The organism is Piscinibacter sp. PDB1-1 (assembly GCF_056675995.1).
Map to the genome: position 1 here is coordinate 1 of NZ_JBWVZJ010000005.1, position 24435 is coordinate 24435.

Sequence of the window (24435 nt, forward strand, 5' to 3'; positions counted from 1 at the left end):
GGGCTTGGTGGGCGCGCGCGCAGCGCGCATCCACAACTGACTTGGGGCAGATGTTTGAGCGCAGTCGCCGCAGGCGACGGAGCGAGTTTCTGCCCCGCCCACCAAGACCGAGCAGCGCAAGGCAGCCCTCGCGCAGCGAGGGCCGAGGAGGCAGGGCTCGCTTCTTTGGTTACTTTCTTGTCGACACAAGAAAGTAACTCGGCCGCCGGGCCGAAACCCCGGCGCGGCCTCACGCAGTGAACAAGACATGCGAAGAGCAGCACGAGCCTTCGAAACCTCAGGCTGAGCGGGTGGTGGTTCGCGAGCGCTCTGGTCGCTGATCGCTGATCGCTGTGGCTCCGTGCGCGCGGCAGATTGCGCAGCACTTTGGCGATGCTCCCGCGCGCCACCCGCGCCGCCAGGCGCCTACAACCCCATCCGATCCGTCGCCGCAAACGAAGAAGCCGTCTGCACATGGCTCGCCGAGCGCCACGCCTTGAATCCGCGCGCCCGCAACGCGCACGCCGGGCAGTGCCCGCACCCGTACCCCCAGTCGTGGCGACGCGAGCGATCGCCCAGGTAACAGGTGTGCGTGTTCTCCACGATCAGTTCGTTCAGCGCCTCGCCACCCAGCGCGGCCGAGAGCGACCAGGTTTGTGCCTTGTCCAGCCACATCAGCGGGGTCTCGATGCTCATCTGCGTATCGAGCCCGAGGCTCAGCGACACCTGCAGCGAGCGCAGCGTGTTGTCGCGGCAATCGGGGTAGCCGGAGTAGTCGGTCTCGCACATGCCGCCCACCAGCACGTTGAGGCCGCGGCGGTAGGCCACGGCGGCGGCGAAGTTGAAGAACAGCAGGTTGCGACCGGGCACGAAGGTGTTGGGCAGCCCGCTCGAATTCATCTCGATCTCGCGCTCCTGCGTGAGCGCCGTGTCGGAGATCTGGCCGAGCAGCGAGAGATCGATCAGGTGATCGTCGCCGAGCCGCCCGCCCCATTCCGGGAACTGGGTGTACAGCGCCGAACGCACCGCCAGCCGGCACTCCAGCTCCACGCCGTGGCGCTGTCCGTAGTCGAAGCCGATGGTCTCGACGTAGCTGTAGCGCTCGAGCGCCCAGGCCAGGCAGACGGTGGAATCCTGTCCACCCGAGAAGAGGACGAGTGCGCGGCGGGGCGTGGTCATCGCAGGATGTTAGCGAAGGGCACGCCGCGCAGTGCGATGATTTCGGCATGCTGCCCCTCGAATCGATGTTCGATCAGGTGCTGCCCCTGCTGGCCGAGGCCAGCGATCGGGCGGTGATGCCACGTTTTCGCCAACTGCGCGATGGCGACGTGATCGAGAAGGCCAAGGACGAACTCGTCACCGTGGCCGACCGTGAGGCCGAGGCCCTCATCGAGCAGGGATTGTTGGCGCTGTTCCCTGGCTCGCGCGTGGTGGGTGAAGAGGCCTGCGCCGCCAACCCAGCCTTGCTTCACGGGATGGACGAAGGTCGGGTGTGGCTGGTCGATCCGCTGGATGGCACCAGCAATTTCGTGGCGGGCCGGCCGGTGTTCGCGCTGATGGCCGCATTGCTGATCGATGGCGAAGCCGTGGGGGCTTGGGTGTTCAACCCGGTGTCGGGCGAGCGTTGGCGTGCGCAGCGCGGCGGTGGCTGCCAGCGCGACGGGCAACGCATGCGCGTACCGCCGGAGCGCGCGCCGCTCGAACACGCGCGGGGCGCGGTACTCACGCGCTTCCTGCCGCCCGAACTGAAGCAGCGCGTCGAGGCTGGGAGTGCCGCCGTGGGCGAGGTCTTGCCGGGTGAACGCTGCGCGGGCGTGGAGTACCCGGCGATCATCACGGGCCAGCAGCAGTTCGCGTTGTTCTACCGCACGCTGCCCTGGGATCACGCGCCCGGGGCCCTGTTGCTGCAGGAGGCCGGTGGCCATGTCGCGCGCTTTGACGGCGGCGCGTACCGTGCAGCCGACGAGGGCGTGGGTTTGCTCGCGGCGGTCGACGAACCCTTTTGGCGCGACGTACGCGCTGCGCTGCTGTAGCTCAGCGCCTCAGCCGCGGCGCTCGTGCTGGGTGTCTCCCAGTCAGGTGCGAACTTCGCCCTGACCCAGCACCACCCACTTCATCGAGGTCAGCCCCTCCAGACCCACCGGGCCGCGCGCGTGGAACTTGTCGGTGCTGATGCCGATCTCGGCGCCCAGGCCGTACTCGAAGCCGTCGGCGAAGCGTGTGCTGGCGTTGATCATCACGCTGGCCGAATCAACCTCGCGCAGGAAGCGCATCGCGTTCGGGTGGTTGGTGGTGAGGATCGCATCGGTGTGATGCGAGCCATAGCGGTTGATGTGCGCGATGGCTTCGTCGAGGTTCTTCACCACCTTGGCGCTGATCACGGGCGCGAGGTACTCCTCGCTCCAGTCCTGTTCGGTGGCTTCGGCGAGCTTGATCTGCGGCACGCCGTTCAGCAGTGCGAGCGCGGTGGCATCGCCGCGTACCTCCACACCCTTGGCGGCGAACACGGCGCCGATCTGCGGCAGGAACTCGGCCGCCACCGCCTCGTGCACCAGCAGCGATTCGGCGGCGTTGCAGGGGCTGTATTTCTGCGTCTTGGCGTTGTCGGTGACTTTGAGAGCCAGCGCCATGTCGACCGCGGCATCCACATACACATGGCAGTTTCCGTCGAGGTGCTTGATGACCGGCACGCGCGCCTCGCGGCTGATGCGCTCGATCAGGCCCTTGCCGCCGCGGGGGATGATCACGTCGACCGACTCGGGCGATGCGATCAGGTAGCCGACAGCGGCGCGGTCGGTGGTTTGCACGAGTTGCACTGCATCGGCTGGCAGACCAGCTTCGGTGAGCGCCGCCTGCACCAACTTCCAGAGCGCCAGGTTCGAGTGGATGGCCTCGGAGCCGCCGCGCAGGATGCAGGCATTGCCGCTCTTGATGGCGAGCGAGGCGGCCTCGATGGTCACGTTGGGCCGGCTCTCGTAGATCATGCCGAAGACACCCAGCGGCACGCGCATCTGGCCCACGCTGATGCCGCTCGGGCGGCGCTTCACGCCGGTGATCTCGCCGATCGGGTCGGGCATGGCGGCGATCTGCTCGCAGCCTTCGGCCACGGTGGCGATCACCTTGTCGGTGAGGCGCAGGCGGTCGACCATCGGGGCGGCCAGACCGGCGGCCTCGGCAGCGGCGATGTCCTTGGCGTTCGCATCGGCCAGCGGCTGACCGCTTTCGCGCAGGAGGCGGGCCAGTGCCACGAGGGCGTCGTTCTTGGCGTGGGTGGAGGCCGCCGCCATGCGGGCGCTGGCGGCACGGGCGGCCGCGCCCATGTGGGCGACCACGGCTTGGAGATCGTTCGAGGTCATGGGGCGAATTCTCCCAGGGAATGCATGGGCGCGTGGGCGTGACGGAGTTCGCGTTCCGGCCGGGCGGTGGCCGCCACCGCGCGCCTGCGAAGCGTGCGCATTGCACACCCGAAGTCTCTGCGTGCGCCGACCCCCTCATTGAGGGTATACCCGCATAGGCGCCGAGGGCCAACCATCGCGCCACTCGCACCGGTGGGCCTGCCCGCGCCGGCCCTCCATCGCCTCTTCGCAGTACGCAGTACCCACCTCTTATGCAACCCGAAATCCTGTCCGCCAGTTACGACACCTGGGGTGTGATCCTCTCGTTTCTCGTCTCCGCCGCCGGTGCCTACACCGCGCTGTGGGTCACGTCGTCGACCATGCAGCGCCGCGCCGGCGTGGTGAGCAAGGTCAACATCTTTCTGGCCGGACTGGCGCTCGGCGGCGTGGGCATCTGGTCGATGCACTTCCTGGGCATGTTGGCCTTCAAGGTGCCGTTGAGCGTTGGGTATCGCCCTTTGGAGACCCTGGTGTCGCTGCTGGCTGCCGTGGCCGTGTCGGCGGCGGCGCTCGGCTACATCGCCAGCGCGCGTGAGTTCGAGTGGCGCCGCCTCTTCATCGCGGGCCCGCTGGCCGGGCTGGGCGTGGCCGCGATGCATTACCTCGGCATGTATGCCATGAGCTTCGGCGGCTTCATGGCTTGGGACTGGGCCGTCGTCGCGCTGTCGGTCGTGATCGCCATCGTGGCCGCCACGGCGGCGCTGTGGCTGGCCTTTCACACCCGCGGCCAACTGCACCGCACCGGCGCGGCGCTGTTGATGGGTGCTGCGGTGTGCACCATGCACTACACCGGCATGGGCGCGGCCTCGGTGGTATGCACCACGGCCAACCGCGACGCATGGTTGCCCGGCGTCATCAAGCCGACCGACCTCGGCTTCTATGTGAGCTTTGTCGCCATCGGCATCGCCTGCATGATCGCGCTCGATGTGCTGATGCAGCGCCTGCAGGCCGCGAACGCGGAGCGGGCGACGGCGAGCTGAGCACCTCTGATGCAACGCAGCCGCGTTGCCCCCACGACGAATGAAAGGCGCAGTGGCAAACGAAGCCGTTGCGCCTTTCTCGCATGCGGGCGTCGCGATAGGCATCGGGACTGCCGCATCCGTCACGAATCAGGCGAAGAGGTTTTCGCCGGAGCTCTCAATCGTTAGAGGGAACAGTCGAAAAACATTGCGTGCATGACCGCACTGATGTTGAAAGCTCCTTCATGAAATCATTTCCCCTGCGGCCTGTGGTGGCCGCGATCTGCCTCGCCCTGGGCGCAGGCGCCGCCCACGCAGACCCTGAGTTCCGCTTCAGCGGCTTCGGCACAGCGTCTGCGGTGCACTCGGATCTGAACACCGCCGACTTCGTTGGCACCCCGTTCCAGCCGAACGGCGCGGGCCACACCAACGCGACGTCGTTCACCCCCGACAGCAAGCTCGGCGCACAAGTCAACGCCGTCTTCAAACCGCAGTGGTCTGCTGTGCTGCAGGTCATCTCGCAGTACCAGTACGACTCGTCGTACACGCCGCAGGTCGAGTGGGCGAACCTCACCTACAAGCCCATCGATTCGCTCAGCCTGCGCGCGGGCCGCATCGCGCTGCCGGCCTACCTGATGTCCGAATCTCGGCTGGTCGGATACGCCCATGCCTGGGCGCGCCCGCCCCTGGAGGTCTATGGCGTGCTGCCGCTGACCAGCAATGACGGCATCGACGCCACCTACCGCAGCGCCATCGGCTCCGCGCAGAACACCGTGCAGGCCTACTACGGCACAAACAAGGTCGACGTGTCCGGTGGTGGCACCGCCAAGGCCACGACGAGCTGGGGCGTGAACGACACCGTCGAGATCGGCTCCCTGACGCTGCGCGCGGCCTACACCTACCTCAAGGAAGACTTGCAGCTCGACGCCCTCGCGCCGCTCTACAACGGCATGCGCGCACTCGGCGAGACCGACATGCTGGCCAAGTACGACACGAGCGACATGAGCACCCACGCCATTGCGCTGGGCGCTCAGTACGACCCGGGCGACTGGTTTGTTCTGGGTGAGTTCGTCAGCTACAGCGGCGATGCCATCCTTTCCGACAGCCGCGCCTGGTACGTGGCCGGCGGCTACCGCTTCGGCAAGTTCACGCCCTACCTGATCCACTCCGAGGTCAAGGCGCAGATCGAGGACGAAACGCAAGGCGGCTTCCTCAATGGCGCGATCAACACGCTGCTGTACCAGGTCACGCCGACGCAGAAGACAAGCTCGGTCGGCCTGCGCTGGGATGCCTACCAGAACATCGCTCTCAAGCTGCAGTACGACCACGTGCAAACGGGTGACCAGTCCACTGGCCGCCTGAAAACCAGCCCCGGTTGGAACTTCGCCAACGGCAGCTCCGCGAACGTCGTGTCGCTCGGCGTCGATTTCGTATTCTGAGGAGCCAACGATGAACAGCAGCAAAGGATTCGTCGTGGCCGCCGCGCTCGCCCTGCTCTCGGGCGCAGGTTTCGCAGCCGAGATCGTGGTCATCGGCCACCCCTCGGCCGGCAGCCTGAGCAAGGAGCAGGTTGCCGATGTCTTTCTCGGCAAGAACCAGAGCTTCTCGCCCGTGGACCTTCCCGAGTCGTCGCCCTTGCGGGCCGACTTCTACAAACAGGCCACTGGCCGCGATGCAGCGCAGGTGAAGGCCGCGTGGTCGCGCCTGGTGTTCTCGGGCAAGGCCCAGCCACCGAAGGAGGCGGGTGATGCAGCAGCCGTGAAGAAGGCCGTGGCCGCCGACCCGAAGGCGGTGGGCTACATCGAGAAGTCAGCCGTCGATGGCACGGTGAAGGTGTTGTCCACGCTCAACTGAGCGCGCTCGACGCGGACCGAGGTCGCCGGAAATGCACCGCCATCGGGTGCGTTTCCCGGCGACCCATGCCAGGGCCCGGCGCCAACATGCGCACATGGCAGAAAAGCGCCCGGCCTCGCCCTGGCCAGAAGTGTTCACAGGATTCGTCATGAAGTTTCGAACCAAGATCTGGAGCCTCCCGGCCAGCGCAGCGATCGTGCTGATCGTCGGCGTCATCCTCAGTGCGGCGATCGGTGCCCGGCTGTCGGCCGGTGTCACGCAATTGCGCAACGTGGACGACCCCTACCTCGCACGTGTCACGGAGATCGACCGCATCACCGAGAACGTGCGGCTGACGGTGCAGACCGCGGCCGCAGAAGGTGATGCCGAGCGCCTGACCGAGATTGCCGCGCTGGTGAAGTCAGGCCACGGGGCCCTGGATGTGGCTCAGGCATTGGATGGCAAGTCGCAGGATGCGCAGGCCCTGCGCGGCGCCTTCGATGCGTACCAGACCGCCGCTGTTGCCGCCGCCAAGGGCATGATCGACAAGGCACCCGACGGCATGGCGCGGGTGCAGCAGATGCAAGCGGCGCAAGGTGCGCTCGACAAGGCACTGTCGTCGGCGAAGGAGCAGGCCAGGGCCACGGTCGATGCGCGCTACGAAGCCGCCGCCGCCGGTGTGCGCCTGAGCCTCATTGCCACCGTGGCCACCGGCCTGGTGGTGCTGCTTTCGCTCGGCGTGGCGTCGTGGGTCATCGTGCGCTCGGTCTGGAAGGACCTGGGCGAGGAGCCCGACACCCTGCGTCAGGCCGTCAAGCGCATTGCCTCGGGCGAACTCGCCTACGAGGTCAAGGCGGGCGTGCACGCAGAATCGCTGCAGGCGGCGCTGGTGCAGATGACGACCGGTCTGCGCGACATGGTGGCTCAGATACGCATCACCAGCGACTCGATCGCCACCGCATCCAGCGAGATCGCCACCGGCAACCTCGACCTCAGCCAGCGCACCGAGCGCACCGCCTCGAACCTGCAGCAGGCCGCGAACTCCATGGAGCAGCTCACCGGCTCGGTGCGCCACACCGCCGAATCGGCGCACGGCGCGAACGAACTCGCGAGTTCGGCTTCGGGCGTTGCAGCCAAGGGCGGCGCGGTCGTGGGGCAGGTGGTGCAGGTGATGGAGCAGATCAGCGCCAGCTCGAAAAAGATCGCCGACATCATTGGCGTGATTGACGGCATCTCGTTCCAGACCAACATCCTCGCGCTCAACGCCGCGGTGGAGGCCGCCCGCGCGGGCGAGCAAGGCCGTGGCTTCGCGGTGGTGGCGGGCGAGGTGCGCAACCTCGCACAGCGCAGCGCGCAGGCCGCGCGCGAGATCAAGGGTTTGATCGGTGAAAGCGTCGATCGTGTCGAATCAGGTTCGCGCCTGGTGCAGGACGCCGGCACCACGATGACGCAGATCGTCGACTCGGTGAAGCGAGTGACCGACATCATCGGCGAGATCACCGAGGCATCGAACGCCCAGAGCAGCGACATCGGCCAGGTCAATGGCACGGTGGCGCAGCTCGACCAGATGACGCAGCAGAACGCCGCGCTGGTGGAGCAAAGCTCGGCCGCGGCCGAGAGCCTGCGAGAGCAGGCGAGCTTGCTGGCCCAGGCGGTGGCGCGATTCCGCGTGGCGCACGCCTGAGGCCGTAAGCGAGCCCCGGCTCACGAAGCCCCGCCCTGGCGAGGCTTCGCGCTTCTCGCGCAACGCGAGGTGCTGCACGCCAGTGCAGAAACACCGCGCAAACGTGATCAATCGCATGGCTGCGCTCGCAAGCCCGGGGGGCGAATGAAGGGTGGCTCCAGATAATCGAGCCATCTGTGGTCCGGGGTGTGAGGCGTTCGATGCGCGGGGCTGTGTCCATGTCGCCAGCTATGACGGCCGCTCAGCAAGCTGAGCTGGATGGCCGCGTCACCCAGGCGCAGATGGTGATGCTGTTCGAGCGCTCGCAGGTCACCACGCTGTCAGGCATGGCGTTCGCGCTCCTGATCTGCATGGGCCTGTTGCCGTACGTGAACGACACGGCCTGCTGGGTCTGGTTCGCGACGCGTTGCGTGGTCTCGGGGTGGCGGCTCGCGCTCACGCACCAGTTCTTTCGCAACAGGTCGACGCTGGACTGGTTCGGTCGGCAAAGCTTCAGCGCCATCCTGCTGGCCGATGGTTTCACCTGGGGCTTGGTGACGCTGTGGCTGGCGCCGACGAACCAGCCCTACCTCACCGCCTTGCTGCTTGCCGCGCTGGTCGGCGTGGCGGCCGTCGGCTCCTTCGTGCTGCAGCCGAGTTTTCGACATGTGGCGGCGTTCCTGGCCTCGATGATGGTGCCGGTAGCTGCGTACTCGCTGCACACCGGCAGCCGCTTCGGCCTGTTCGTCGGCCTGGGCATGCTCAACTTCCTGGTGCTGGTGATGATCGAGGCGCGGCGCGGCGAGGCCCGCATTCGCGAGTTGCTTTCCCTGCGCTTCACCACCGACCGCATCGCCGAGGAGCGCGCCGAGGCGCTGCGCCTTGCGCAGCGGCAAAGCGCGGTGAAGAGCCAGTTCCTCGCGACCATGAGCCACGAGATGCGCACGCCGCTGCACGGCATCCTCGGCCTCACGCGCCTGCTGCAAAAGCAAAAGCCAGCCGAGCCCGCGGAGCAGCTCGCGCTGATCGATCGTGCCGGCGAGCACCTGCTCACGCTGATCAACGACATCCTCGATTTCTCGAAGCTCGAAGCCGGTCAGGCGCGGCTCTCGCCGCAGGTGTTCGACCTGGCCGCGCTCATCGACGACGTGGTGTCGCTGTCGGTGCCGTCGGCATTCCAGTCGGGTCTGCAACTCAGCGCGCGGCTGCACATGCCGCGGCCCTGCCATGTGCGAGGCGACCCGGCACGTCTGCGCCAGGTGCTGCACAACCTGGTCGGCAACGCGATCAAGTTCACCGAAGAGGGCGCGGTGACGGTGGTGGCGCGCCATCGCGAGGGCCGTGCGCGCATCGCCGTGCACGACACCGGTGTGGGCATCGCGCCCGACGAGCTGCCGCGCATCTTCGATGCCTTCCACCAGGCCGACAGTTCCTTCACCCGCCGCTACGGCGGCACGGGGCTCGGGCTCACGATCGCGCGCGAACTGGCGCGGGCCATGGGCGGCGATCTGGTCTGCACCAGCCAGGAAGGGCGTGGCTCATGCTTCACCGTGACCGTCGATCTTGCGCCGGCGGCTGAAGCCTCGCTGTCGCAGGCCGAGGTCGATCACACCGAAGCCCCGGCGGCGCTGCACGGGCGGGTGCTGGTCGCTGAAGACAACCCGGTCAACGCGCTCGTGGCCGAGGCTGCGCTCAAGAACCTGGGGCTCACCGTCGAGTTGGTGGAAGACGGCTTGCAGGCGGTGGCGTCATTCCGCGCTCATCCGCCCGACCTCGTGCTGCTCGATTGCCAGATGCCGGTGATGGATGGTTTCGAGGCCGTGCGCCGCATGCGCGAGCACGAAGGCGAGCAGGGTCTGCCGCGTACGCCGGTGGTGGCGCTCACGGCGAATGCGCTGCAAGGCGACCGGGAGCACAGCCTGGCAGCGGGCATGGACGACCACCTGGCCAAGCCGTTCCGCGATGAGGAGTTGAGGGCGATGCTGCGGCGGCATCTGGTGCCGGCGTGATGACGTCGGCGTGATGGCGGGGGCGGAGCGGGCCTTCGATACTTCAAGCCGAGCGGAAGGTGGCCTGCGAACACTTCATGACCGTTCAGCCTGAGGTATCGAAGGCCCGCTCAACCCGCCGCGGGCGCGTGGCCCCTTACTGCTTGACCGCCTCCACCTGGATCAGCAGCTTGATGTTGTCCGGGATGCCCGGCAGGCCGTAGCTGTTGCCGAACGCGCTGCGCTGGAGGGTGGTCTCGAAGTCACCGCCGCACACCTCGCGCTTGAGCATCGGGTTCTGGTAGCAGTTGAAATTGGTGGCGGTCAGCGTCACCGGCTGCGTCTTGCCCAGGAAGCTGAGCGAGCCCGCCACCGTGGCCACCTTGTCACCATTGAAGACGAACTTGTCGCCCACGAACTTGGCGGTGGGGTGCTCGGCGGCGTTGAAGAAATCCTTGCTCTTCAGGTGGCCGTCGAGCGGGCCGACGCCGGTGCTCACCGAGCTCATGTCGATCGTGATCTCGGCCTTGCCGCTCTTGGCGGCCTTGTCGAAGGTCACGCTGCCTTCCTTCTTGTCGAAACGGCCACGGATCGTGCTGGTACCGAAGTGCTGAGCCTCGAAGGTCACGGCAGTGTGTGTCGGGTCGATCGCGTAGGTGGCGTTCTGGGCTTGCGCGAAGCCGGCTGCGGCGAGGAGGGCGGTGGCGAGCAGGGTCTTGGTCATGGTTGACTTCCTAGTGGTGAAGCGGTGGTGAATCGGTGGTGGATCGGTGGTGGATCGGGGGGTGGGATCAAGCAACGCCCGCGGATCCGGCTCTGCCGGGCCGCCAGGCGGCGCCCCTTGGGGGCAGGAGCGAAGCGACTGGGGGGCTAAAGACTACCCACGCCGGTCAGCGCGAACTTCAGTTTCACTTGCACCTCGTTGGCGACCATCGAGGTGTCTTTCCAGTCGCCATCGCCGATCCGGTAGTCGAGGCGCTTGAGCGTGAAGCCGCCGGTGGCGGTGGTCGTGCCGCCCGCCTGCGCCAGCGCCACCGGCACCACGATGTTCTGGCTCGCTTCCTTGATCGTGAGCTTGCCGGCGACCTCGTACTTGCCCGGGCCGGTGGCCTTGACGGTGGTCGACTGGAAGTTCGCCTGCGGGAAGGCCTTGGTGTTGAACCAGTCGGGCTTCGCGACCTCGGCTTCAGTCTCGGTGGCGCCGAAGCTCACGCTGGCCAGATCCACCGTGAAGGCGATCTTCGCGGCCTCGGGCTTCTTGGGGTCGAAGGCGATCTGCGCATCGAACTTCTTGAACTTGCCCTCGACCGGCACGCCCATCTGGCGGCTGGTGAAGGCGATCTCGCTTTGCGCGGGCACGAGCTTTTGCTGCGCGGCGGCGCCGAAGGCAACGCTTGCGAGCAGCACGGATGCGATGAGGTTCTTCATGGGGTGGGGCGGTCCTTTCAACCGCGCAGCGACATGCGGCCGATGAGCCCGTCGCGGTCGATGAATTGGTGTTTGAGGGCGGCGGCCACGTGCATCAGCACCAGCACCGCCAGGGTGTAGGCAAGGTAACCATGCCAGGGCTTGATGGCTTCGGCCAGCGCCTTGTCGGGTGACACGAAATCAGGCAGCGGCAGCACGCCGAACCACACGATGGGGAAGCCTGCGGCCGAGCTGTAGGCCCAGCCCACCAGCGGCACCGCGAAGAACAGCGCGTACAGCGCCCAGTGCGTGGCATGCGCGGCAAGCTGCTGCCAGCCCGGTGCCGGCAGGTCGGGTGGGGGGCGGTGCGTCAGGCGCCAGAGCAAGCGCAGGGCCGAGAGCGCAAGGATCGTCACGCCCGCCCACTTGTGCCAGTTGTAGTACTTCAGGCGCTGCGGCGAGAACGGCAGGTCGCTCATGTACACGCCCATGCAGAAGGCGCCCACGATGGCCAGCGCCAGGAGCCAGTGAAAGCCGATGGCGACGGCGCTGTAGCGGGTGACGGTGGGCGTGTTCATGAGTACCGGACTCTACGGACGCAGCGTTCAAAGCGATTCATTGCCCTTGTTGTGAGCCTTCAAATTTTTGAACGTTCGCAAAGGCCGCAGGGGATCGGGGTTTTGCACCAAGGTGCGAGTGCATGGGCAGGCTCGGGCTTTCCCTAGTTCGGGTTTGGCGCAACTTGCCAGCGGGGTGGCCGCTCCTAGACTCGGCTTTCGTCGGTTCAATTGACTGAACGGAGTTCAGCCAGTTGAACGAATTCGCCGCCGTTCCTCTGCAATCCGGGGCCTTCACCCATCCGCATCGCATGCAAGCTGCCGTGGCCACCCCCCCTCAAGACACCAAGCCAGCTCTCGTGCCGGCGGTGGCGCGCGCCATGGCCTTGCTCGACCTTCTGGAGCGCGAGCGCGGGCCCATGAGCCTGGCCCGCATCGCCACCAGCCTGTCGCTGCCCAAGAGCAGCGTGCATGGCCTGTGCAACACGCTGGCCGCCTTGGGGTACCTGCGCCGCCAGGACGACGGCGCCTTCTACATCGGTCCGCGCGTGATGGGCCTGGCTCATGCGTTCGCGGAAGCGACCACGCCGGCGCAGGAGTTCGAGCGCCTGTGGGCGAGCCTGGGCAGCCCGCCGCAAGAAACGCTGATCCTCTCGGTGCTCGACGGCACCGACGTCATCTACGTGAGCGTGCGCAACGGCATGCGCCCGCTCGGCATGTCATTCAGCGTGGGCATGCGCCTGCCAGCGCACCGTGCCGCCACCGGCCGCGCGATGCTCGCCTTTCACGATGAGGCCTGGGTGCGGCAGCTCTTTCCCGCCGCGCGCCTGCCTGCCTACCTGAGCCTGCCGGCCATGCGCCGCACCGACCTGCTGCTGGAGCTGGCCGCAACGCGCGAACGGGGCTACAGCATCGACGACGAGAACGTGCGCCAGGGCGTGTACTGCGTGGCCGCGCCGGTGCATGGCGCGTCGGGCGAGGTGGTGGCCGGCCTGGGCGTGTGCATGCAAAAGGCCGGCCTCAAGACGCGCTTCGTGGCGCAGCAGCGCGACACCGTCATCGACCTCGCCCGCCGCCTATCCGAGCGCCTGGGCGCTACCCCCGAAGCCAAGACCAGATGAGTCACCCCCCATGAGCGACGACATCATTCTCGAAACGCGCAAGCTCACGAAGGAGTTCAAGGGCTTCGTTGCGGTCAACAACGTCGACCTGAAGGTCAAGCGCGGCCACATCCACGCGCTGATCGGCCCCAACGGCGCCGGAAAGACCACCTGCTTCAACCTCCTCACGCACTTCATCTCGCCGACGTCGGGGCAGATCGTCTTCAACGGGAAGGAGATCACCGGCGAGCGGCCGGCGCACATCGCGCGGCGCGGCATCATCCGCTCGTTCCAGATCTCGGCAGTGTTCCCGCACCTGAGCGTGCTCGAGAACGTGCGCGTGGCCCTGCAGCGCAAGCTCGGCACCTCGTTCCACTTCTGGAAGCCCGAGCGCTCGCTGCATGTGCTGAACGAGCGCGCCATGGAGTTGCTGCGTGAGGTCGACCTGGCCGACTACGCCGAGACCCCCACCGTCAACCTCGCCTACGGCCGCAAGCGTGCGCTCGAGATCGCCACCACGCTCGCGATGGAGCCCGAGCTGATGCTGCTCGACGAGCCCACGCAGGGCATGGGCCTGGAAGACGTGGACCGCATCCGCGCGCTGATCAAGAAGGTGTCGGCCAAGCGCACCATCCTGATGGTGGAACACAACATGAGCGTGGTGGCGAGCATCGCCGACACCATCACCGTGCTGCAGCGTGGCGCGGTGCTGGCCGAGGGCCCTTACGCCGTGGTGTCCAAGGACCCGGCGGTGATGGAGGCCTACATGGGCACGGCACACGCCGAACTGCAAGGAGCACATTGATGGAGCCCCCACGTCGCTTCGCTCCTGCCCCCCGAGGGGGCGCAGGCCTGCCCTTGGGGCGGCCTGACCCGATCGAGCAACAGAGGTTCGCAGGATGAGCAATCGATTTCTGGAAGTGCGCGAGCTGCAGGGCTGGTACGGCGAATCGCACGTGCTGCACGGCGTGAACTTCCACGTCGACGAGGGCGAGGTCGTCACCTTGCTCGGCCGCAATGGCGCGGGGCGCACCAGCACGCTGCGCGCGATCATGGGCCTGATCGGCGCGCGCAAGGGCAGCATCCGGGTCAAGGGGCAGGAGGTGATCGGCCTGCCCACGCACCGCATCGCGCGCCTGGGCATCGGCTATTGCCCCGAGGAGCGCGGCATCTTCTCCTCGCTCTCGTGCGAAGAGAACCTGATGCTCCCGCCGCGGCTTGCCGAAGGCGGCATGAGCATCGCGCAGATCTACGACATGTTCCCCAACCTGCAGGAGCGCGCGTCCAGCCAGGGCACCCGCCTGTCGGGTGGCGAGCAGCAGATGCTGGCGGTGGCGCGCATCCTGCGCACCGGCGCCAAGCTGCTGCTGCTCGACGAGATCTCCGAGGGCCTGGCCCCGGTGATCGTGCAGAAGCTCGCCGAGATGGTCACTGCCTTGCGCAAGCAGGGCTACACCATCGTGATGGTGGAGCAGAACTTCCGCTTCGCCGCGCCTCTGGCCGACCGCTTTCTCGTGATGGAGCACGGCCGCATTCTTCAAGAGTTCACCCAGTCGCAACTGCCGGATCGCATGGAACAACTCCGTGAGTACCTCGGCGTTTGACCCCTCCCACCCCACCCTGAAGGAGACACCATGAAACTCAAGCACATCGCCGCCGCCAGCTCGCTGGCCTGCGCCGCCGCATTCGCCCCTGCGCAGGCGCAGGTCTCGGGTGACGTGATCAAGATCGGCATCATCACTGACATGTCGGGCCTGTACTCCGACATCGACGGCCCGGCCGGCATCGAGGCGATCAAGATGGCGATTGCCGATGCTGGTGGCAAGGTCAACGGCAAGACCATCGAGCTGCTCACGGCCGACCACCAGAACAAGCCCGACATCGCGGCCGCCAAGGCGCGCGAGTGGTTCGACACCCAGGGCATGGACATGCTGATCGGCGGCACCAACTCGGGCACCAGCCTGGCCATGGCGAAGGTGGCGGCCGAGAAGAAGAAGCTCTTCATCTCGGTGGGTGCAGCCACCTCCGCGCTGACCAATGAGCAGTGCAACCCCTACACCGTGCATTGGGCCTATGACACCGTGGCGCTGGCCAAGGGCACCGGCAACGCGGTGGTGAAGGCCGGCGGCAAGAGCTGGTACTTCCTGCAGGCCGACTACGCCTTCGGCGCGCAACTGATGAACGACACCTCGGCGGTGGTCAAGGCCGCGGGCGGCACCATCGTGGGCTCGGTGAAGCATCCGCTGTCGGCGAGCGACTTCTCCTCCTTCTTGCTGCAGGCGCAGTCGAGCAAGGCGCAGATCCTGGGCCTGGCCAATGCGGGTGGCGACACCATCAACAGCATCAAGGCGGCCAACGAGTTCGGCATCACCAAGACCATGAAGCTGGCCGGCCTCTTGATGTTCATCAACGACGTGCACTCGCTGGGCCTGAATGCCACCCAGGGCATGTACCTGACCGACAGCTGGTACTGGAACCGCGACGCCGAGACGCGCGCCTGGAGCCGCAAGTTCTTCGAGAAGATCAAGCGCATGCCCTCGTCGCTGCAGGCGGCCGACTACTCGGTCGCGGCGAACTATCTCGGCGCCGTGAAGGCCACCGGCACCGACGACGCCGACAAGGTGCTCGCCCACATGAAGAAGACCAAGATCAACGACATCTTCGCCAAGGGCGGCTTCATCCGCGACGACGGCCGCATGGTGCACGACATGTACCTGATGCAGGTCAAGACGCCGAAGGAGTCGACCGAACCGTGGGACTACTACAAGGTGGTCCAGACCTTCAAGGGCGAAGAGGCCTGGACGACCAAGGCCGAGAGCAAGTGCGCGCTCTGGAAATAAAAGCCCCCCAGTCGCTCTCGCTCCTGCCCCCAGGGGGCGCCACCTGGCGGACCGGCAAAGCCGGTTCCGCGGGTGTTGTTTGATGGGCACCTTGCTTCGCAGGTGCGAGCGCGTCTGACGTCCTACTGATTACCGCCATGACCGAAATATTTGGGATCCCCATACAGGCCTTCATGGGCCAGCTCATGCTGGGCCTGGTGAACGGTTCGTTCTACGCCATGCTGAGCCTGGGGCTGGCGGTCATCTTCGGGCTGCTGGGTATCGTCAACTTTGCCCACGGCGCGCTGTACATGATCGGCGCGTACGTGGCCTGGTTCTCGCTCGAGAAGCTCGGCCTCAACTACTGGTTCGCGCTGATCGTGGCGCCGCTCGTGGTGGGAGCCATCGGGCTGGTGATCGAGCGCACCTTGCTGCGGAACCTCTACAAGCTCGACCCGATCTACGGCCTGCTGCTCACCTTCGGCATCTCGCTGATCTTCGAAGGGGTGTTCCGCGAGCAGTACGGCGTGTCGGGGCAGTCGTATCCAGTGCCCGATGCATTGCAGGGCGCGACCAACCTCGGCTTCATGATCCTGCCCAATTACCGCGGCTGGGTAGTGGTCGCCTCGCTCGTGGTCTGTCTTGGCGTGTGGGCGCTGATCGAGAAGACGCGCCTGGGCGCTCTGCTTCGGGCCGGTACCGAGAAGCCGCAGCTCGTGCAGGCCTTCGGCATCAACGTGCCGATGCTGGTGATGTTCACATACGCAGGCGGTGCGGCGCTCGCGGCGCTCGCGGGCGTGCTGGCCGCGCCCATCATCCAGGTCACGCCGCTGATGGGCAGCAACCTCATCATCGTGGTGTTCGCGGTGGTGGTGATCGGCGGCATGGGCTCGATCCTCGGCTCCATCCTCACCGGCCTCGCGCTCGGCTTGATCGAGGGGCTGACCAAGGTCTTCTACCCCGAGGCCTCCAACATCGTCGTCTTCGTGATCATGGCCATCGTGCTGATGATTCGCCCCGCCGGTCTCTTCGGCAAGGAGAAGTAAGGCATGGCCACCTCCCAAGCCAACGTTCAGGCCACCAGCCCGACCCGCAACGCCCGCATCGCGTGGGCGGTGGTGCTCGCGCTGCTGGCCGCGGCACCGTTCATCGGCCTGTATCCCGTCTTCATGATGAAGGCGCTGTGCTTCGCCATCTTTGCCTGCGCTTTCAACCTGCTGCTGGGGTACACCGGTCTTCTGTCGTTCGGGCACGCGGCGTTTCTCGGCTCGGCGGCCTACGCCACGGGCTGGCTGGTGCGAAGCGCCGGCTGGTCGCCCGAACTGGGCCTGGTGGCTGGCATGGCCATCGCCGCATTGCTGGGCCTGCTGGTCGGCCTGATCGCGATCCGCCGCGAGGGCATCTACTTCGCAATGATCACGCTCGCCATGGCGCAGATGGTGTTCTTCGTCTGCCTGCAGGCCCCCTTTACCGGCGGTGAAGACGGCCTGCAGGGCGTGCCGCGCGGCAAGCTGCTCGGGCTGGTGCCTTTGCGCGACGACATCACCATGTACTACCTGGTGCTGGCGATCTTCGTCGCGGTGTTCCTGTTCATCATGCGCGTGGTGCACTCGCCTTTCGGTCAGGTGCTCAAGGCCATCCGCGAGAACGAGCCGCGCGCGATCTCGCTCGGCTATGACGTGGCGCGCTACAAGCTGCTGGCCTTCGTGCTGTCGAGCGCGTTGGCCGGCCTGGCCGGTTCGCTCAAGACGCTGGTGCTCGGCTTCGCCACGCTGACCGACGTGCACTGGTCGCTGTCGGGCGAGGTGATCCTCATGACGCTGCTCGGCGGCCTCGGGACCTTTGCCGGCCCGGTGATCGGCGCGTTCACCATCATCGGCCTGCAGAACTTCCTGGCCGATCGCGTGGGTTCGTGGGTGACGGTGATCATCGGCGCGATCTTCGTCATCTGCGTGATCGCCTTCCGGCGTGGTTTCGTCGGCGAGTTGCTCGCGTGGCAGCAGCGCAGCAAGAAATGAGGGCCGCGACCCGCTCGCAACGCGGCCGCCGGGCGGCAGGCCGGTCATGAGCATCGAGATCCCGAAGGATGCGCGCCAGGAGGCCATCGCCTCCATCGAGCGCTACTTCGCGGACAACATGGACGAGAAGATCGGCAACATCGCCGCCGGAGCGCTGCTGAACTACTTCCTTGAAGAAATCGGGCCGCTTGTCTACAACCAGGCGGTGGCCGACGTGCAGGAGCGGCTTCGCACGCGCATCGACGAGCTCGACGTGGAGCACCACGAAGACGAGTTCCAGTACTGGCGCAGGCAGGAAGCGGGGCGCCGCAAGCGCTGAAGCGGTTTGTCGGCCGCGGCCCGCCCGCTGCCGGGCTGCACGGCGCGCGGCGTGGTTCGACCGCCGTGCCGTCTCCGGGCTCGCCAAGCGGGCGTCGTGCGCGCACACTTCGCGGTCTGTGCATCGTCTGGAGCCGGTTGCCATGTCCACCCGCAAGCCGATCTACAAGTCGCTCTACGCCCAGGTCATCTTCGCCATTGTGGTGGGGGTGCTGCTGGGCCACTTCGCGCCGGCCACCGGCGAGGCCATGAAGCCGCTGGGCGATGGCTTCATCAAGCTCATCAAGATGATCATCGCGCCGATCATCTTCTGCACGGTGGTGGTGGGCATCGCCGGCATGGAAGACATGAAGAAGGTCGGCAAGACCGGCGGGCTGGCACTGCTTTACTTCGAGGTCGTCAGCAGCCTGGCGCTGGTCGTGGGCCTGGTGATCGTCAACCTGGTCAAGCCGGGCGAGGGCATGAACGTCGACCCGGCCACGCTCGACACCAAGTCCATCGAGGCCTACACCGGCCCCGGCAAGATGCAGGGCACGGTCGACTTCCTGCTGCATGTGATCCCGAGCACCGTGGTCGATGCCTTCGCCAAGGGCGAGATCCTGCAGGTGCTGCTGTTCTCGGTGCTGTTTGGCTTTGCGCTGCACCGCTTCGGCGGCCGCGGCACGCTGGTGTTCGACATGGTCGAGAAGACCTCGCACGTGCTGTTCGCCATTGTCGGCTTCATCATGAAGGTGGCACCCATCGGCGCCTTTGGCGCGATGGCCTTCACCATCGGCAAGTACGGTGTCGAATCGCTGTGGTCGCTGGGCAAGCTGATGGGCACCTTCTACGCCACCTGTCTGGTCTTCATCTTCGTCGTGCTCGGCACCATCGCCAAGCTGCACGGCTTCTCGGTGTGGAAGTTCATCAAGTACATCAAGGAAGAGTTGCTGATCGTGCTGGGCACCTCGTCGAGCGAATCGGTGCTGCCGCGCATGATGGCCAAGATGGAGAACCTGGGCGCGCGCAAGTCGGTGGTGGGTCTGGTGATCCCCACCGGCTACTCGTTCAACCTCGACGGCACCTCGATCTACCTGACCATGGCGGCGGTGTTCATCGCGCAGGCCACCAACACGCCGATGACGCTGACGCAGCAGATCACGCTGCTGGCCGTGCTGCTGCTCACCTCCAAGGGGGCGGCGGGAGTCACCGGCAGCGGCTTCATCGTGCTGGCGGCCACGCTGTCGGCGGTGGGCGGCGTGCCGGTGGCCGGGCTGGCGCTGATCCTGGGCATCGACCGCTTCATGTCCGAGGCGCGCGCGCTGACCAACCTCATCGGCAACGGCGTGGCCACCATCGTCGTCGCCAAGTGGACCGGCGAGCTCGACACCGAGCGCCTGCGCCGCCAGCTCGACCAGGAGAGCGACGCCGAGGCGGATGCCCCCGAGGCCGTGCTCGATCTGCGAGAGGAGCACATGCCGGCCGGCCGCGTGGGCGGATCGTCTGCCAGCTGACCTGGGGCGGGCGCGTCAGCGCAGCCTGGCCGTCCAGGAGAGCAACGCCTTGCGCATCAGCGGCATGGGCAGGTTCTCGGGCGGATGACCGCTGCCTTCGAAGGTGGCGATGGTGCTGGCCGGCAGGCTGCGGTGCAGGGCCAGCGTGGTGTCCACCGGGGCCATCGGGTCGGTGGTGCCGGTGACCACGAGGCAGGGGCAGCGCACGCCGCCCAGCATCTCGGCGCTCAGCGGTGGATCCTGCGCGAAGCCTGCCAGCATGGCGCGCAGACGCTCGGCCACATCGCGCCAGTCGTGGGGCTGGTGGATGCCTTGCAACAGCGCGGCCCGCCCCGGCATGCCGGCCAGGCGCGCCTCGCCCAGCACGTGCGTCGAGTGCGCGATGGTCGTGGCATCGTAGTGCCAGCGGGTGGCCACGCACACCACGGCGCGCACGCGCTGCGGGTGCTGCAAGGCTGCGCGCAAGGCCACCACGCCGCCAAAGCTGTAGCCGATGAGCAAGGCCGGGCGCGAGGCGTCGAGCTGGGACACCAAGTCATCGGCCATGGCCGAGACCGCGAGCGTGGCCGGCAGCGCCCGCCCGCCATGACCCAGCAGGTCGGGTGTGCGCACCGAGAACTCGGGCGACAGGGTGTCAACCCACGGGGCCACCTCGCGCTGGCCGCCATTGAGGCCGTGGAGAACCACCGCCTCAGGTCGTGTGTCGTGCCTGATCATCGGGCGATCATAGGGATCGCCCGTTCACTGACCTGGCAGCCGCGACGGCGAGGTCAGTGCGCCTCGCTGCTCACCGGTGTTTCGGTGTGCATCACGCAGCGCCAGCCGCCGTTCTGGCGCGTCCAGACCGAAGAGTCGGCCATGTCCTGGTGGATCTCGTGGTCGGCCCGATCACGCTGTGCGATCGACTGCTTCACCCGGTAGGTCAGCAGCGCGGTGTCGTCGGTGGGAAAGACCACCTTCATGTCGCTCAGCTTGAAGGACTTGATCACCATGCCCCCTTGTTCGGCCATCTTGCGATAGCCCGAATGGTCGAACTGCATGGCTCCATGCTCGCTGACCATCAGGGATGGCTCGGCCAGCATGGTCAGTGCGGTGTCGGTGTCTTCGTCGACCATGGATTGCCAGAAGCGCTTTTCCAGCGTTTCGATGTCCTTGCGCGCGGTGGTTTGTTGCATGGCGTACTCCTTGGGAAGTCAAAAGGCCACTGTGCGCCGCGTGGCATGCGCCGTGCATCGGACAAGCCGGGGCATTCCTGTCGGTTCTGTCCTACCGCATGGAGCAAACGGCGTGCGCGAGAAGGAAGAGGGCGGCAGAATGGCGCGACCCATCCACGGGAGCGCGCATGAAACACCAAGGAAGCTGCCACTGCGGCCAGGTCTCGTTCGAGGTCGAGGGCGAGATCGACTCCGCACTCGCCTGCAACTGCTCGATGTGCCAGCGGAAGGGCTCTCTGCTGTGGTTCGTGCCGCGCGCGAGCCTTGTGCTCAAGTCACCGGAGAGCGCGGCCAGCAGCTATACCTTCAACAAGCACGTGATCAAGCACCGCTTCTGCCCCACCTGCGGCATCCACCCCTACGGTGAAGGCGTCGATCCGAAGGGCAACGCCATCGCGGCCATCAACATCCGCTGCATCGAAGGCATTGACCTCGATGCGGTGAAGGTCCAGCACTACGATGGTCGATCCAGCTGATGCACGGCTCGCATGACGGGCGCTGAGATTGCGTTGCTCGCCGGTGGCGCAGTCGTCGCCGGCTTCGTGCAAGGCCTCTCGGGCTTTGCGTTCGGCATGGTGGCGATGTCGATCTGGGTATGGGGCATCGACCCTCGGCTGGCCGTGGTGCTCTCGATTGCCGGCGGCCTGTCGGGCCAGATCTTCGCGGCGGTACGGCTGAGGCGCGGGCTGCAGTGGCCGCTGCTGTGGCCCTTTCTCCTGGGTGCGCTCGTCGGCGTGCCGCTGGGCGTGGCCGTGCTGCCGTATGTCGATGCGGTGATCTTCAAGTTCGGGCTCGGTGTCACGCTCATGGTGTGCTGCTCGGCCATGCTCTTCGCGCAACGCTTCCCGCGCATCACGCGAGGCGGGCGCATCGGCGACGCCATCGCCGGCGCGGCCGGGGGCGTGATGGGCGGGCTGGGTGGCTTCACCGGTGTCGTGCCGTCGTTCTGGTGCACCGTGCGCGGCTGGGACAAGGACACCGCCCGCGCCGTGCTGCAGAACTTCAACCTCGCCGCGCTCAGCGTCACCTTCGCCACCTACGTGGGCAGCGGCATGGTCACACGCGAGATGTGGCCGCTCTTCGCCGTCGTGATCCCGGCGCTGCTGATCCCGTCCATCCTGGGCACGCGGCTGTACGTGGGCCTGAGCGACGCCGCCTTCCGGCGCGTGGTGCTGGGCTTGCTCACGGTGTCGGGGGTGGTGATGATCGCGTCGTCTCTTCCAGTGCTTCTGAAACGTTGACAACACCATGGCCGACATCGCCTTCCTCCATACCTCGCCCGTGCACGTGGCCACCTTCGACGCCATGCTGAAGACCGCCGCGCCCCAGCGCCGCGCCACCCACCTCGTGCGCGAAGACCTGCTGGCGCGCGCGCAAGGCGCCGGCCTCGACGACCCCGCGCTCATCGCCGGCGTGCGCTCGGCCATGCTCTCGGCCGCCGCCGGGGCGCGCGTGGTGGTCTGCACCTGCTCGACGATCGGCGGCCTCGCCGAAGCGACCCGCGCGCCCATCCCCGTCACCCGCATCGATCGCGCCATGGCCGACACGGCCCTGCAACTCGGCGCGCCCGTGCTGGTGGTGGCGGCGCTGCAGAGCACACTCGAACCCACGCAGGCGCTGCTGCAGTCATCTGCCGAGCGCCTGGGCCTGCCGCTGCAGCTGCGCACGCTGTGGATCGAAGGCGCGTGGCCGCACTTCGAGGCCGGCCAGCGCGAGGCCTACCTCGCCGCCATCGCCACGGGCGTGCGGCAAAGCGCCCAACCCGGTGAGACGGTCGTGCTGGCCCAGGCCTCGATGGCCGATGCTGCCGGCCTGCTCGCCGACACCGGCCTGCAGATCCTGAGCAGCCCGCGCCTCGGCGTGGCGCATGCGTTGCAGTTGTGCGAGGACGCCTGAACTGGCGCGCGGCAAGCGGCCCTGAGCCCATGACCGAGCCGCACCCTTTTGCGAAGGACAACACATGAGCGACGCACCCGACATGGGCCTCGAAGGCGGTTGCACCTGCCGCCACGTGCGCTACCGGCTGGCCAGCGCGCCGATGTTCGTCAACTGCTGCCACTGCCGCTGGTGCCAGCGCGAGACCGGCAGCGCGTTCGCGCTCAACGCGATGATCGAATCCGACCGCGTGCAGTTGCTGAGCGGCGCGCCCGAGACCTTGCTCACGCCGTCAAACAGCGGCAAGGGCCAGAAGATCGTGCGCTGCCCGCAGTGCAGGGTGGCGCTGTGGAGTCACTACGCCGGCGCGGGCGATGCGGTGTCCTTCGTGCGCGTGGGCACGCTCGACGAGCCCGACCGCTGCCCGCCGGGCGTGCACATCTTCACCACCACCAAACAGCCCTGGGTGGTGCTGCCCCCGGGCACACCCGCGGTGCCCGAGTACTACAAGGCGTCGGACCTTTGGCCGCTCGAGAGCCTTGAGCGGCGCGCGGCGTTGGTGAAGCCGCAGTAACCGGCTCGTGATTCGGGTCACGCAAGAAGGCGCCGGATTCACCTGCTTTTCGCCGTATCACCGCCGCCCCAGACCGCGAAAATCCTTCCTGTTCGACGCGCCAACCGACCGCATCACTGGGCGGGCAATCGGGAACCCGTACCCCAGCGCAGAGGACACCTAACACGCTTGCGCCGCACCGATCTCTGATCCGTGCGGCGCAACTCTTTTGTGCGTTGGCTTTGCGTGAAGGGCAGATGGAAGCGGGTTGCCACGATGCGGGCGCGAGCTGCCGGCCTGGGCAGGGTTCACCGCGTGTGCCAAAGCGTCTTGTAAAGCGTCAGGCCGAGTTCAGTGAGTTCATAGTGAACCTCCGTCATATCGTTCCAGCTCTGTCCGGTAACGACCCGGGTCAGACCGACGCCTACCAATGGCTGCTTCCACTCGGAGCCATACGAGACGTGCGCGGACTCCTGCCAATGTTCCAGTGACATCACGTCGTCCGTAAACGCCCCATCCAGGGCGTGAGAGAGGCGACGCAGTTCCACTGATGAGATGACCCCATCGAGGAAGGCCCGGAACACACGGGCAAGCAGACCCGGCTTTTCCAGGTCAGTCATCTTGTCGAGCACAAGGAACAAGGTTTCACCGACCTTGGCCGCTTCCTTTGAATCGGTGGAGATGCCGCTCCTGAGTTTCTCGCGCGCGCTGTCGGACTGAAGAGACGGGTCTTGTATGAATCTCTCGAGCTTGGCGGCGAGCGCGCGGTCTCGCGCATCGTCGATACCTTTGAGCACCTTGATTGCGGTGCCGACCACCGGGACCGCCTTGACGGCCTCGTTGTCCGTAAGCAAGTCAAGTGCGGCTTCGCCGCCTTCGAGAAAGGCTTCGAGGAAATTGCGTTCCTTCTTGTCTCCCATCGTCAGCTCCTTGCTTCTGTGCCGCCCGCCATTTGACATGCGAAGCACGGTCTGGTCTACCGGGGTGCGAACGTGTCCCCCTAAACTCCATCGCATGAATCTCGACATCGTCATCTATTCCAAGTCGGCCTGCCCGCAATGCGACCAGGCCAAGATGCTGCTCAAGACCCGCTCGATCGATTTCAAGGAGATCAAGATCGACGACGAGGCCGAGCGCCTGGCCTTCTTCGAGAAGTGCGGCCCCTCGGTGCGGCAGATGCCGCAGGTCTTCATCAACGATCAGCGTGTCGGGGGCCTCGCAGGTCTGCAGGCGGCGCTGGCGCAGCTCGGGCGCTGAGCCGCTC

Annotated in this window: 27 protein-coding genes; 19 read left to right on the forward strand and 8 right to left on the reverse strand. The window is 66.6% G+C overall.

Going from position 1 to position 24435, the window contains the following annotated elements; translation table 11 throughout:
* Nucleotides 1-405: 405 nt before the first annotated feature.
* Nucleotides 406-1158 carry a 7-cyano-7-deazaguanine synthase QueC gene (gene queC, locus AC1KAR_RS19885; RefSeq protein ID WP_480320970.1) on the reverse strand — a complete coding sequence of 251 codons (753 nt, stop codon included), beginning with the start codon at nucleotides 1156-1158 and terminating at the stop codon, nucleotides 406-408.
* Between the two features lie 47 nt (nucleotides 1159-1205).
* Here queC and AC1KAR_RS19890 point away from each other — a divergent pair, with 47 nt between their 5' ends.
* On the forward strand, nucleotides 1206-2012 hold the full coding sequence (locus AC1KAR_RS19890; protein WP_480320972.1) for an inositol monophosphatase family protein: 807 nt from the start codon (nucleotides 1206-1208) through the stop codon (nucleotides 2010-2012).
* A gap of 42 nt (nucleotides 2013-2054) precedes the next feature.
* On the opposite strand, the gene AC1KAR_RS19895 is transcribed toward AC1KAR_RS19890, so the two are convergent.
* The gene (locus AC1KAR_RS19895; RefSeq protein WP_480320974.1) at nucleotides 2055-3335 is read right to left on the reverse strand and encodes a glutamate-5-semialdehyde dehydrogenase; all 1281 of its coding nucleotides are present in this window, start codon (nucleotides 3333-3335) and stop codon (nucleotides 2055-2057) included.
* 251 nt (nucleotides 3336-3586) lie between these two features.
* On the opposite strand from AC1KAR_RS19895, the gene AC1KAR_RS19900 reads away from it, so the two are divergent.
* The 5 genes from AC1KAR_RS19900 to AC1KAR_RS19920 all read left to right on the forward strand — a co-directional run bounded on the left by AC1KAR_RS19900 (nucleotide 3587) and on the right by AC1KAR_RS19920 (nucleotide 9838).
* Nucleotides 3587-4354, forward strand: coding sequence for an MHYT domain-containing protein (locus AC1KAR_RS19900; protein WP_480320976.1), 768 nt, complete (start codon nucleotides 3587-3589; stop codon nucleotides 4352-4354).
* Nucleotides 4355-4578: 224 nt separating this feature from the next.
* Complete coding sequence (locus tag AC1KAR_RS19905) at nucleotides 4579-5772, forward strand: hypothetical protein (RefSeq protein WP_480320978.1); 1194 nt, start codon at nucleotides 4579-4581, stop codon at nucleotides 5770-5772.
* A 10-nt stretch (nucleotides 5773-5782) separates the two neighbouring features.
* Complete coding sequence (locus AC1KAR_RS19910) at nucleotides 5783-6187, forward strand: hypothetical protein (RefSeq protein ID WP_480320980.1); 405 nt, start codon at nucleotides 5783-5785, stop codon at nucleotides 6185-6187.
* 148 nt (nucleotides 6188-6335) lie between these two features.
* A complete protein-coding gene (locus tag AC1KAR_RS19915; RefSeq protein ID WP_480320982.1) occupies nucleotides 6336-7850 on the forward strand; it encodes a methyl-accepting chemotaxis protein in 1515 nt (504 codons plus the stop codon).
* 230 nt (nucleotides 7851-8080) lie between these two features.
* On the forward strand, nucleotides 8081-9838 hold the full coding sequence (locus AC1KAR_RS19920) for an ATP-binding protein (protein WP_480320984.1): 1758 nt from the start codon (nucleotides 8081-8083) through the stop codon (nucleotides 9836-9838).
* A 136-nt stretch (nucleotides 9839-9974) separates the two neighbouring features.
* On the opposite strand, the gene AC1KAR_RS19925 is transcribed toward AC1KAR_RS19920, so the two are convergent.
* From AC1KAR_RS19925 to AC1KAR_RS19935, 3 genes are all read right to left on the reverse strand, one after another.
* Entirely contained in the window at nucleotides 9975-10541 is a 567-nt protein-coding gene (locus AC1KAR_RS19925) for a YceI family protein (RefSeq protein WP_480320986.1), read from the reverse strand.
* A gap of 146 nt (nucleotides 10542-10687) precedes the next feature.
* Nucleotides 10688-11245, reverse strand: a complete 558-nt coding sequence (locus tag AC1KAR_RS19930) for a YceI family protein (RefSeq protein WP_480320988.1) — start codon at nucleotides 11243-11245, stop codon at nucleotides 10688-10690.
* Between the two features lie 17 nt (nucleotides 11246-11262).
* Nucleotides 11263-11802, reverse strand: coding sequence for a cytochrome b (locus tag AC1KAR_RS19935; RefSeq protein WP_480320990.1), 540 nt, complete (start codon nucleotides 11800-11802; stop codon nucleotides 11263-11265).
* A 302-nt stretch (nucleotides 11803-12104) separates the two neighbouring features.
* Between AC1KAR_RS19935 and AC1KAR_RS19940 the strand changes: the two genes are divergently transcribed.
* The 8 genes from AC1KAR_RS19940 to AC1KAR_RS19975 all read left to right on the forward strand — a co-directional run bounded on the left by AC1KAR_RS19940 (nucleotide 12105) and on the right by AC1KAR_RS19975 (nucleotide 19529).
* On the forward strand, nucleotides 12105-12902 hold the full coding sequence (locus AC1KAR_RS19940; RefSeq protein ID WP_480320992.1) for an IclR family transcriptional regulator: 798 nt from the start codon (nucleotides 12105-12107) through the stop codon (nucleotides 12900-12902).
* 10 nt (nucleotides 12903-12912) lie between these two features.
* Nucleotides 12913-13686, forward strand: coding sequence for an ABC transporter ATP-binding protein (locus AC1KAR_RS19945; protein WP_480320994.1), 774 nt, complete (start codon nucleotides 12913-12915; stop codon nucleotides 13684-13686).
* Nucleotides 13687-13780: 94 nt separating this feature from the next.
* Nucleotides 13781-14485, forward strand: a complete 705-nt coding sequence (locus tag AC1KAR_RS19950) for an ABC transporter ATP-binding protein (protein WP_480320996.1) — start codon at nucleotides 13781-13783, stop codon at nucleotides 14483-14485.
* A 30-nt stretch (nucleotides 14486-14515) separates the two neighbouring features.
* Nucleotides 14516-15721, forward strand: coding sequence for an ABC transporter substrate-binding protein (locus AC1KAR_RS19955; RefSeq protein ID WP_480320998.1), 1206 nt, complete (start codon nucleotides 14516-14518; stop codon nucleotides 15719-15721).
* A 137-nt stretch (nucleotides 15722-15858) separates the two neighbouring features.
* Complete coding sequence (locus AC1KAR_RS19960) at nucleotides 15859-16746, forward strand: branched-chain amino acid ABC transporter permease (protein ID WP_480321000.1); 888 nt, start codon at nucleotides 15859-15861, stop codon at nucleotides 16744-16746.
* 3 nt (nucleotides 16747-16749) lie between these two features.
* Nucleotides 16750-17718, forward strand: a complete 969-nt coding sequence (locus tag AC1KAR_RS19965; protein ID WP_480321002.1) for a branched-chain amino acid ABC transporter permease — start codon at nucleotides 16750-16752, stop codon at nucleotides 17716-17718.
* Between the two features lie 46 nt (nucleotides 17719-17764).
* Nucleotides 17765-18037 (forward strand): DUF2164 domain-containing protein, encoded by a 273-nt coding sequence (locus tag AC1KAR_RS19970; protein WP_480321004.1) that lies wholly within the window; start codon nucleotides 17765-17767, stop codon nucleotides 18035-18037.
* A gap of 142 nt (nucleotides 18038-18179) precedes the next feature.
* Nucleotides 18180-19529, forward strand: a complete 1350-nt coding sequence (locus AC1KAR_RS19975; protein WP_480321006.1) for a dicarboxylate/amino acid:cation symporter — start codon at nucleotides 18180-18182, stop codon at nucleotides 19527-19529.
* Nucleotides 19530-19544: 15 nt separating this feature from the next.
* On the opposite strand, the gene AC1KAR_RS19980 is transcribed toward AC1KAR_RS19975, so the two are convergent.
* Both AC1KAR_RS19980 and AC1KAR_RS19985 read right to left on the reverse strand, forming a co-directional pair.
* Entirely contained in the window at nucleotides 19545-20246 is a 702-nt protein-coding gene (locus tag AC1KAR_RS19980) for an alpha/beta fold hydrolase (protein ID WP_480321008.1), read from the reverse strand.
* Between the two features lie 53 nt (nucleotides 20247-20299).
* Entirely contained in the window at nucleotides 20300-20704 is a 405-nt protein-coding gene (locus AC1KAR_RS19985; RefSeq protein ID WP_480321010.1) for a nuclear transport factor 2 family protein, read from the reverse strand.
* Nucleotides 20705-20871: 167 nt separating this feature from the next.
* Between AC1KAR_RS19985 and AC1KAR_RS19990 the strand changes: the two genes are divergently transcribed.
* From AC1KAR_RS19990 to AC1KAR_RS20005, 4 genes are all read left to right on the forward strand, one after another.
* On the forward strand, nucleotides 20872-21219 hold the full coding sequence (locus tag AC1KAR_RS19990; RefSeq protein WP_480321012.1) for a GFA family protein: 348 nt from the start codon (nucleotides 20872-20874) through the stop codon (nucleotides 21217-21219).
* Between the two features lie 12 nt (nucleotides 21220-21231).
* Nucleotides 21232-21984, forward strand: a complete 753-nt coding sequence (locus tag AC1KAR_RS19995) for a sulfite exporter TauE/SafE family protein (protein WP_480321014.1) — start codon at nucleotides 21232-21234, stop codon at nucleotides 21982-21984.
* Between the two features lie 7 nt (nucleotides 21985-21991).
* Nucleotides 21992-22639, forward strand: a complete 648-nt coding sequence (locus AC1KAR_RS20000) for an aspartate/glutamate racemase family protein (RefSeq protein WP_480321016.1) — start codon at nucleotides 21992-21994, stop codon at nucleotides 22637-22639.
* Nucleotides 22640-22703: 64 nt separating this feature from the next.
* Nucleotides 22704-23192 carry a GFA family protein gene (locus tag AC1KAR_RS20005; protein WP_480321018.1) on the forward strand — a complete coding sequence of 163 codons (489 nt, stop codon included), beginning with the start codon at nucleotides 22704-22706 and terminating at the stop codon, nucleotides 23190-23192.
* 287 nt (nucleotides 23193-23479) lie between these two features.
* Here AC1KAR_RS20005 and AC1KAR_RS20010 read toward each other — a convergent pair whose 3' ends face one another.
* Entirely contained in the window at nucleotides 23480-24091 is a 612-nt protein-coding gene (locus tag AC1KAR_RS20010; protein WP_480321020.1) for a hypothetical protein, read from the reverse strand.
* A 94-nt stretch (nucleotides 24092-24185) separates the two neighbouring features.
* Between AC1KAR_RS20010 and AC1KAR_RS20015 the strand changes: the two genes are divergently transcribed.
* Complete coding sequence (locus AC1KAR_RS20015; RefSeq protein ID WP_480321022.1) at nucleotides 24186-24428, forward strand: glutaredoxin family protein; 243 nt, start codon at nucleotides 24186-24188, stop codon at nucleotides 24426-24428.
* Nucleotides 24429-24435: the final 7 nt, after the last annotated feature.

What these genes read in the sequence shown, in the direction of transcription:
- AC1KAR_RS20005 (WP_480321018.1), top strand. Translation starts at nt 22,704, where the DNA reads ATGAGCGACGCACCCGACATGGGCCTCGAAGGCGGTTGCACCTGCCGC.
- AC1KAR_RS20010 (WP_480321020.1), bottom strand. Translation starts at nt 24,091, where the DNA reads ATGGGAGACAAGAAGGAACGCAATTTCCTCGAAGCCTTTCTCGAAGGC.
- AC1KAR_RS19980 (WP_480321008.1), bottom strand. Translation starts at nt 20,246, where the DNA reads ATGATCAGGCACGACACACGACCTGAGGCGGTGGTTCTCCACGGCCTC.
- AC1KAR_RS20000 (WP_480321016.1), top strand. Translation starts at nt 21,992, where the DNA reads ATGGCCGACATCGCCTTCCTCCATACCTCGCCCGTGCACGTGGCCACC.
- AC1KAR_RS19890 (WP_480320972.1), top strand. Translation starts at nt 1,206, where the DNA reads ATGCTGCCCCTCGAATCGATGTTCGATCAGGTGCTGCCCCTGCTGGCC.
- AC1KAR_RS19930 (WP_480320988.1), bottom strand. Translation starts at nt 11,245, where the DNA reads ATGAAGAACCTCATCGCATCCGTGCTGCTCGCAAGCGTTGCCTTCGGC.
- AC1KAR_RS19920 (WP_480320984.1), top strand. Translation starts at nt 8,081, where the DNA reads ATGACGGCCGCTCAGCAAGCTGAGCTGGATGGCCGCGTCACCCAGGCG.
- AC1KAR_RS19945 (WP_480320994.1), top strand. Translation starts at nt 12,913, where the DNA reads ATGAGCGACGACATCATTCTCGAAACGCGCAAGCTCACGAAGGAGTTC.
- AC1KAR_RS19960 (WP_480321000.1), top strand. Translation starts at nt 15,859, where the DNA reads ATGACCGAAATATTTGGGATCCCCATACAGGCCTTCATGGGCCAGCTC.
- AC1KAR_RS19895 (WP_480320974.1), bottom strand. Translation starts at nt 3,335, where the DNA reads ATGACCTCGAACGATCTCCAAGCCGTGGTCGCCCACATGGGCGCGGCC.
- AC1KAR_RS19970 (WP_480321004.1), top strand. Translation starts at nt 17,765, where the DNA reads ATGAGCATCGAGATCCCGAAGGATGCGCGCCAGGAGGCCATCGCCTCC.
- AC1KAR_RS19990 (WP_480321012.1), top strand. Translation starts at nt 20,872, where the DNA reads ATGAAACACCAAGGAAGCTGCCACTGCGGCCAGGTCTCGTTCGAGGTC.
- AC1KAR_RS19975 (WP_480321006.1), top strand. Translation starts at nt 18,180, where the DNA reads ATGTCCACCCGCAAGCCGATCTACAAGTCGCTCTACGCCCAGGTCATC.
- AC1KAR_RS19995 (WP_480321014.1), top strand. Translation starts at nt 21,232, where the DNA reads ATGACGGGCGCTGAGATTGCGTTGCTCGCCGGTGGCGCAGTCGTCGCC.
- AC1KAR_RS20015 (WP_480321022.1), top strand. Translation starts at nt 24,186, where the DNA reads ATGAATCTCGACATCGTCATCTATTCCAAGTCGGCCTGCCCGCAATGC.
- queC (WP_480320970.1), bottom strand. Translation starts at nt 1,158, where the DNA reads ATGACCACGCCCCGCCGCGCACTCGTCCTCTTCTCGGGTGGACAGGAT.
- AC1KAR_RS19950 (WP_480320996.1), top strand. Translation starts at nt 13,781, where the DNA reads ATGAGCAATCGATTTCTGGAAGTGCGCGAGCTGCAGGGCTGGTACGGC.
- AC1KAR_RS19900 (WP_480320976.1), top strand. Translation starts at nt 3,587, where the DNA reads ATGCAACCCGAAATCCTGTCCGCCAGTTACGACACCTGGGGTGTGATC.
- AC1KAR_RS19985 (WP_480321010.1), bottom strand. Translation starts at nt 20,704, where the DNA reads ATGCAACAAACCACCGCGCGCAAGGACATCGAAACGCTGGAAAAGCGC.
- AC1KAR_RS19935 (WP_480320990.1), bottom strand. Translation starts at nt 11,802, where the DNA reads ATGAACACGCCCACCGTCACCCGCTACAGCGCCGTCGCCATCGGCTTT.
- AC1KAR_RS19925 (WP_480320986.1), bottom strand. Translation starts at nt 10,541, where the DNA reads ATGACCAAGACCCTGCTCGCCACCGCCCTCCTCGCCGCAGCCGGCTTC.
- AC1KAR_RS19910 (WP_480320980.1), top strand. Translation starts at nt 5,783, where the DNA reads ATGAACAGCAGCAAAGGATTCGTCGTGGCCGCCGCGCTCGCCCTGCTC.
- AC1KAR_RS19905 (WP_480320978.1), top strand. Translation starts at nt 4,579, where the DNA reads ATGAAATCATTTCCCCTGCGGCCTGTGGTGGCCGCGATCTGCCTCGCC.
- AC1KAR_RS19965 (WP_480321002.1), top strand. Translation starts at nt 16,750, where the DNA reads ATGGCCACCTCCCAAGCCAACGTTCAGGCCACCAGCCCGACCCGCAAC.
- AC1KAR_RS19955 (WP_480320998.1), top strand. Translation starts at nt 14,516, where the DNA reads ATGAAACTCAAGCACATCGCCGCCGCCAGCTCGCTGGCCTGCGCCGCC.
- AC1KAR_RS19915 (WP_480320982.1), top strand. Translation starts at nt 6,336, where the DNA reads ATGAAGTTTCGAACCAAGATCTGGAGCCTCCCGGCCAGCGCAGCGATC.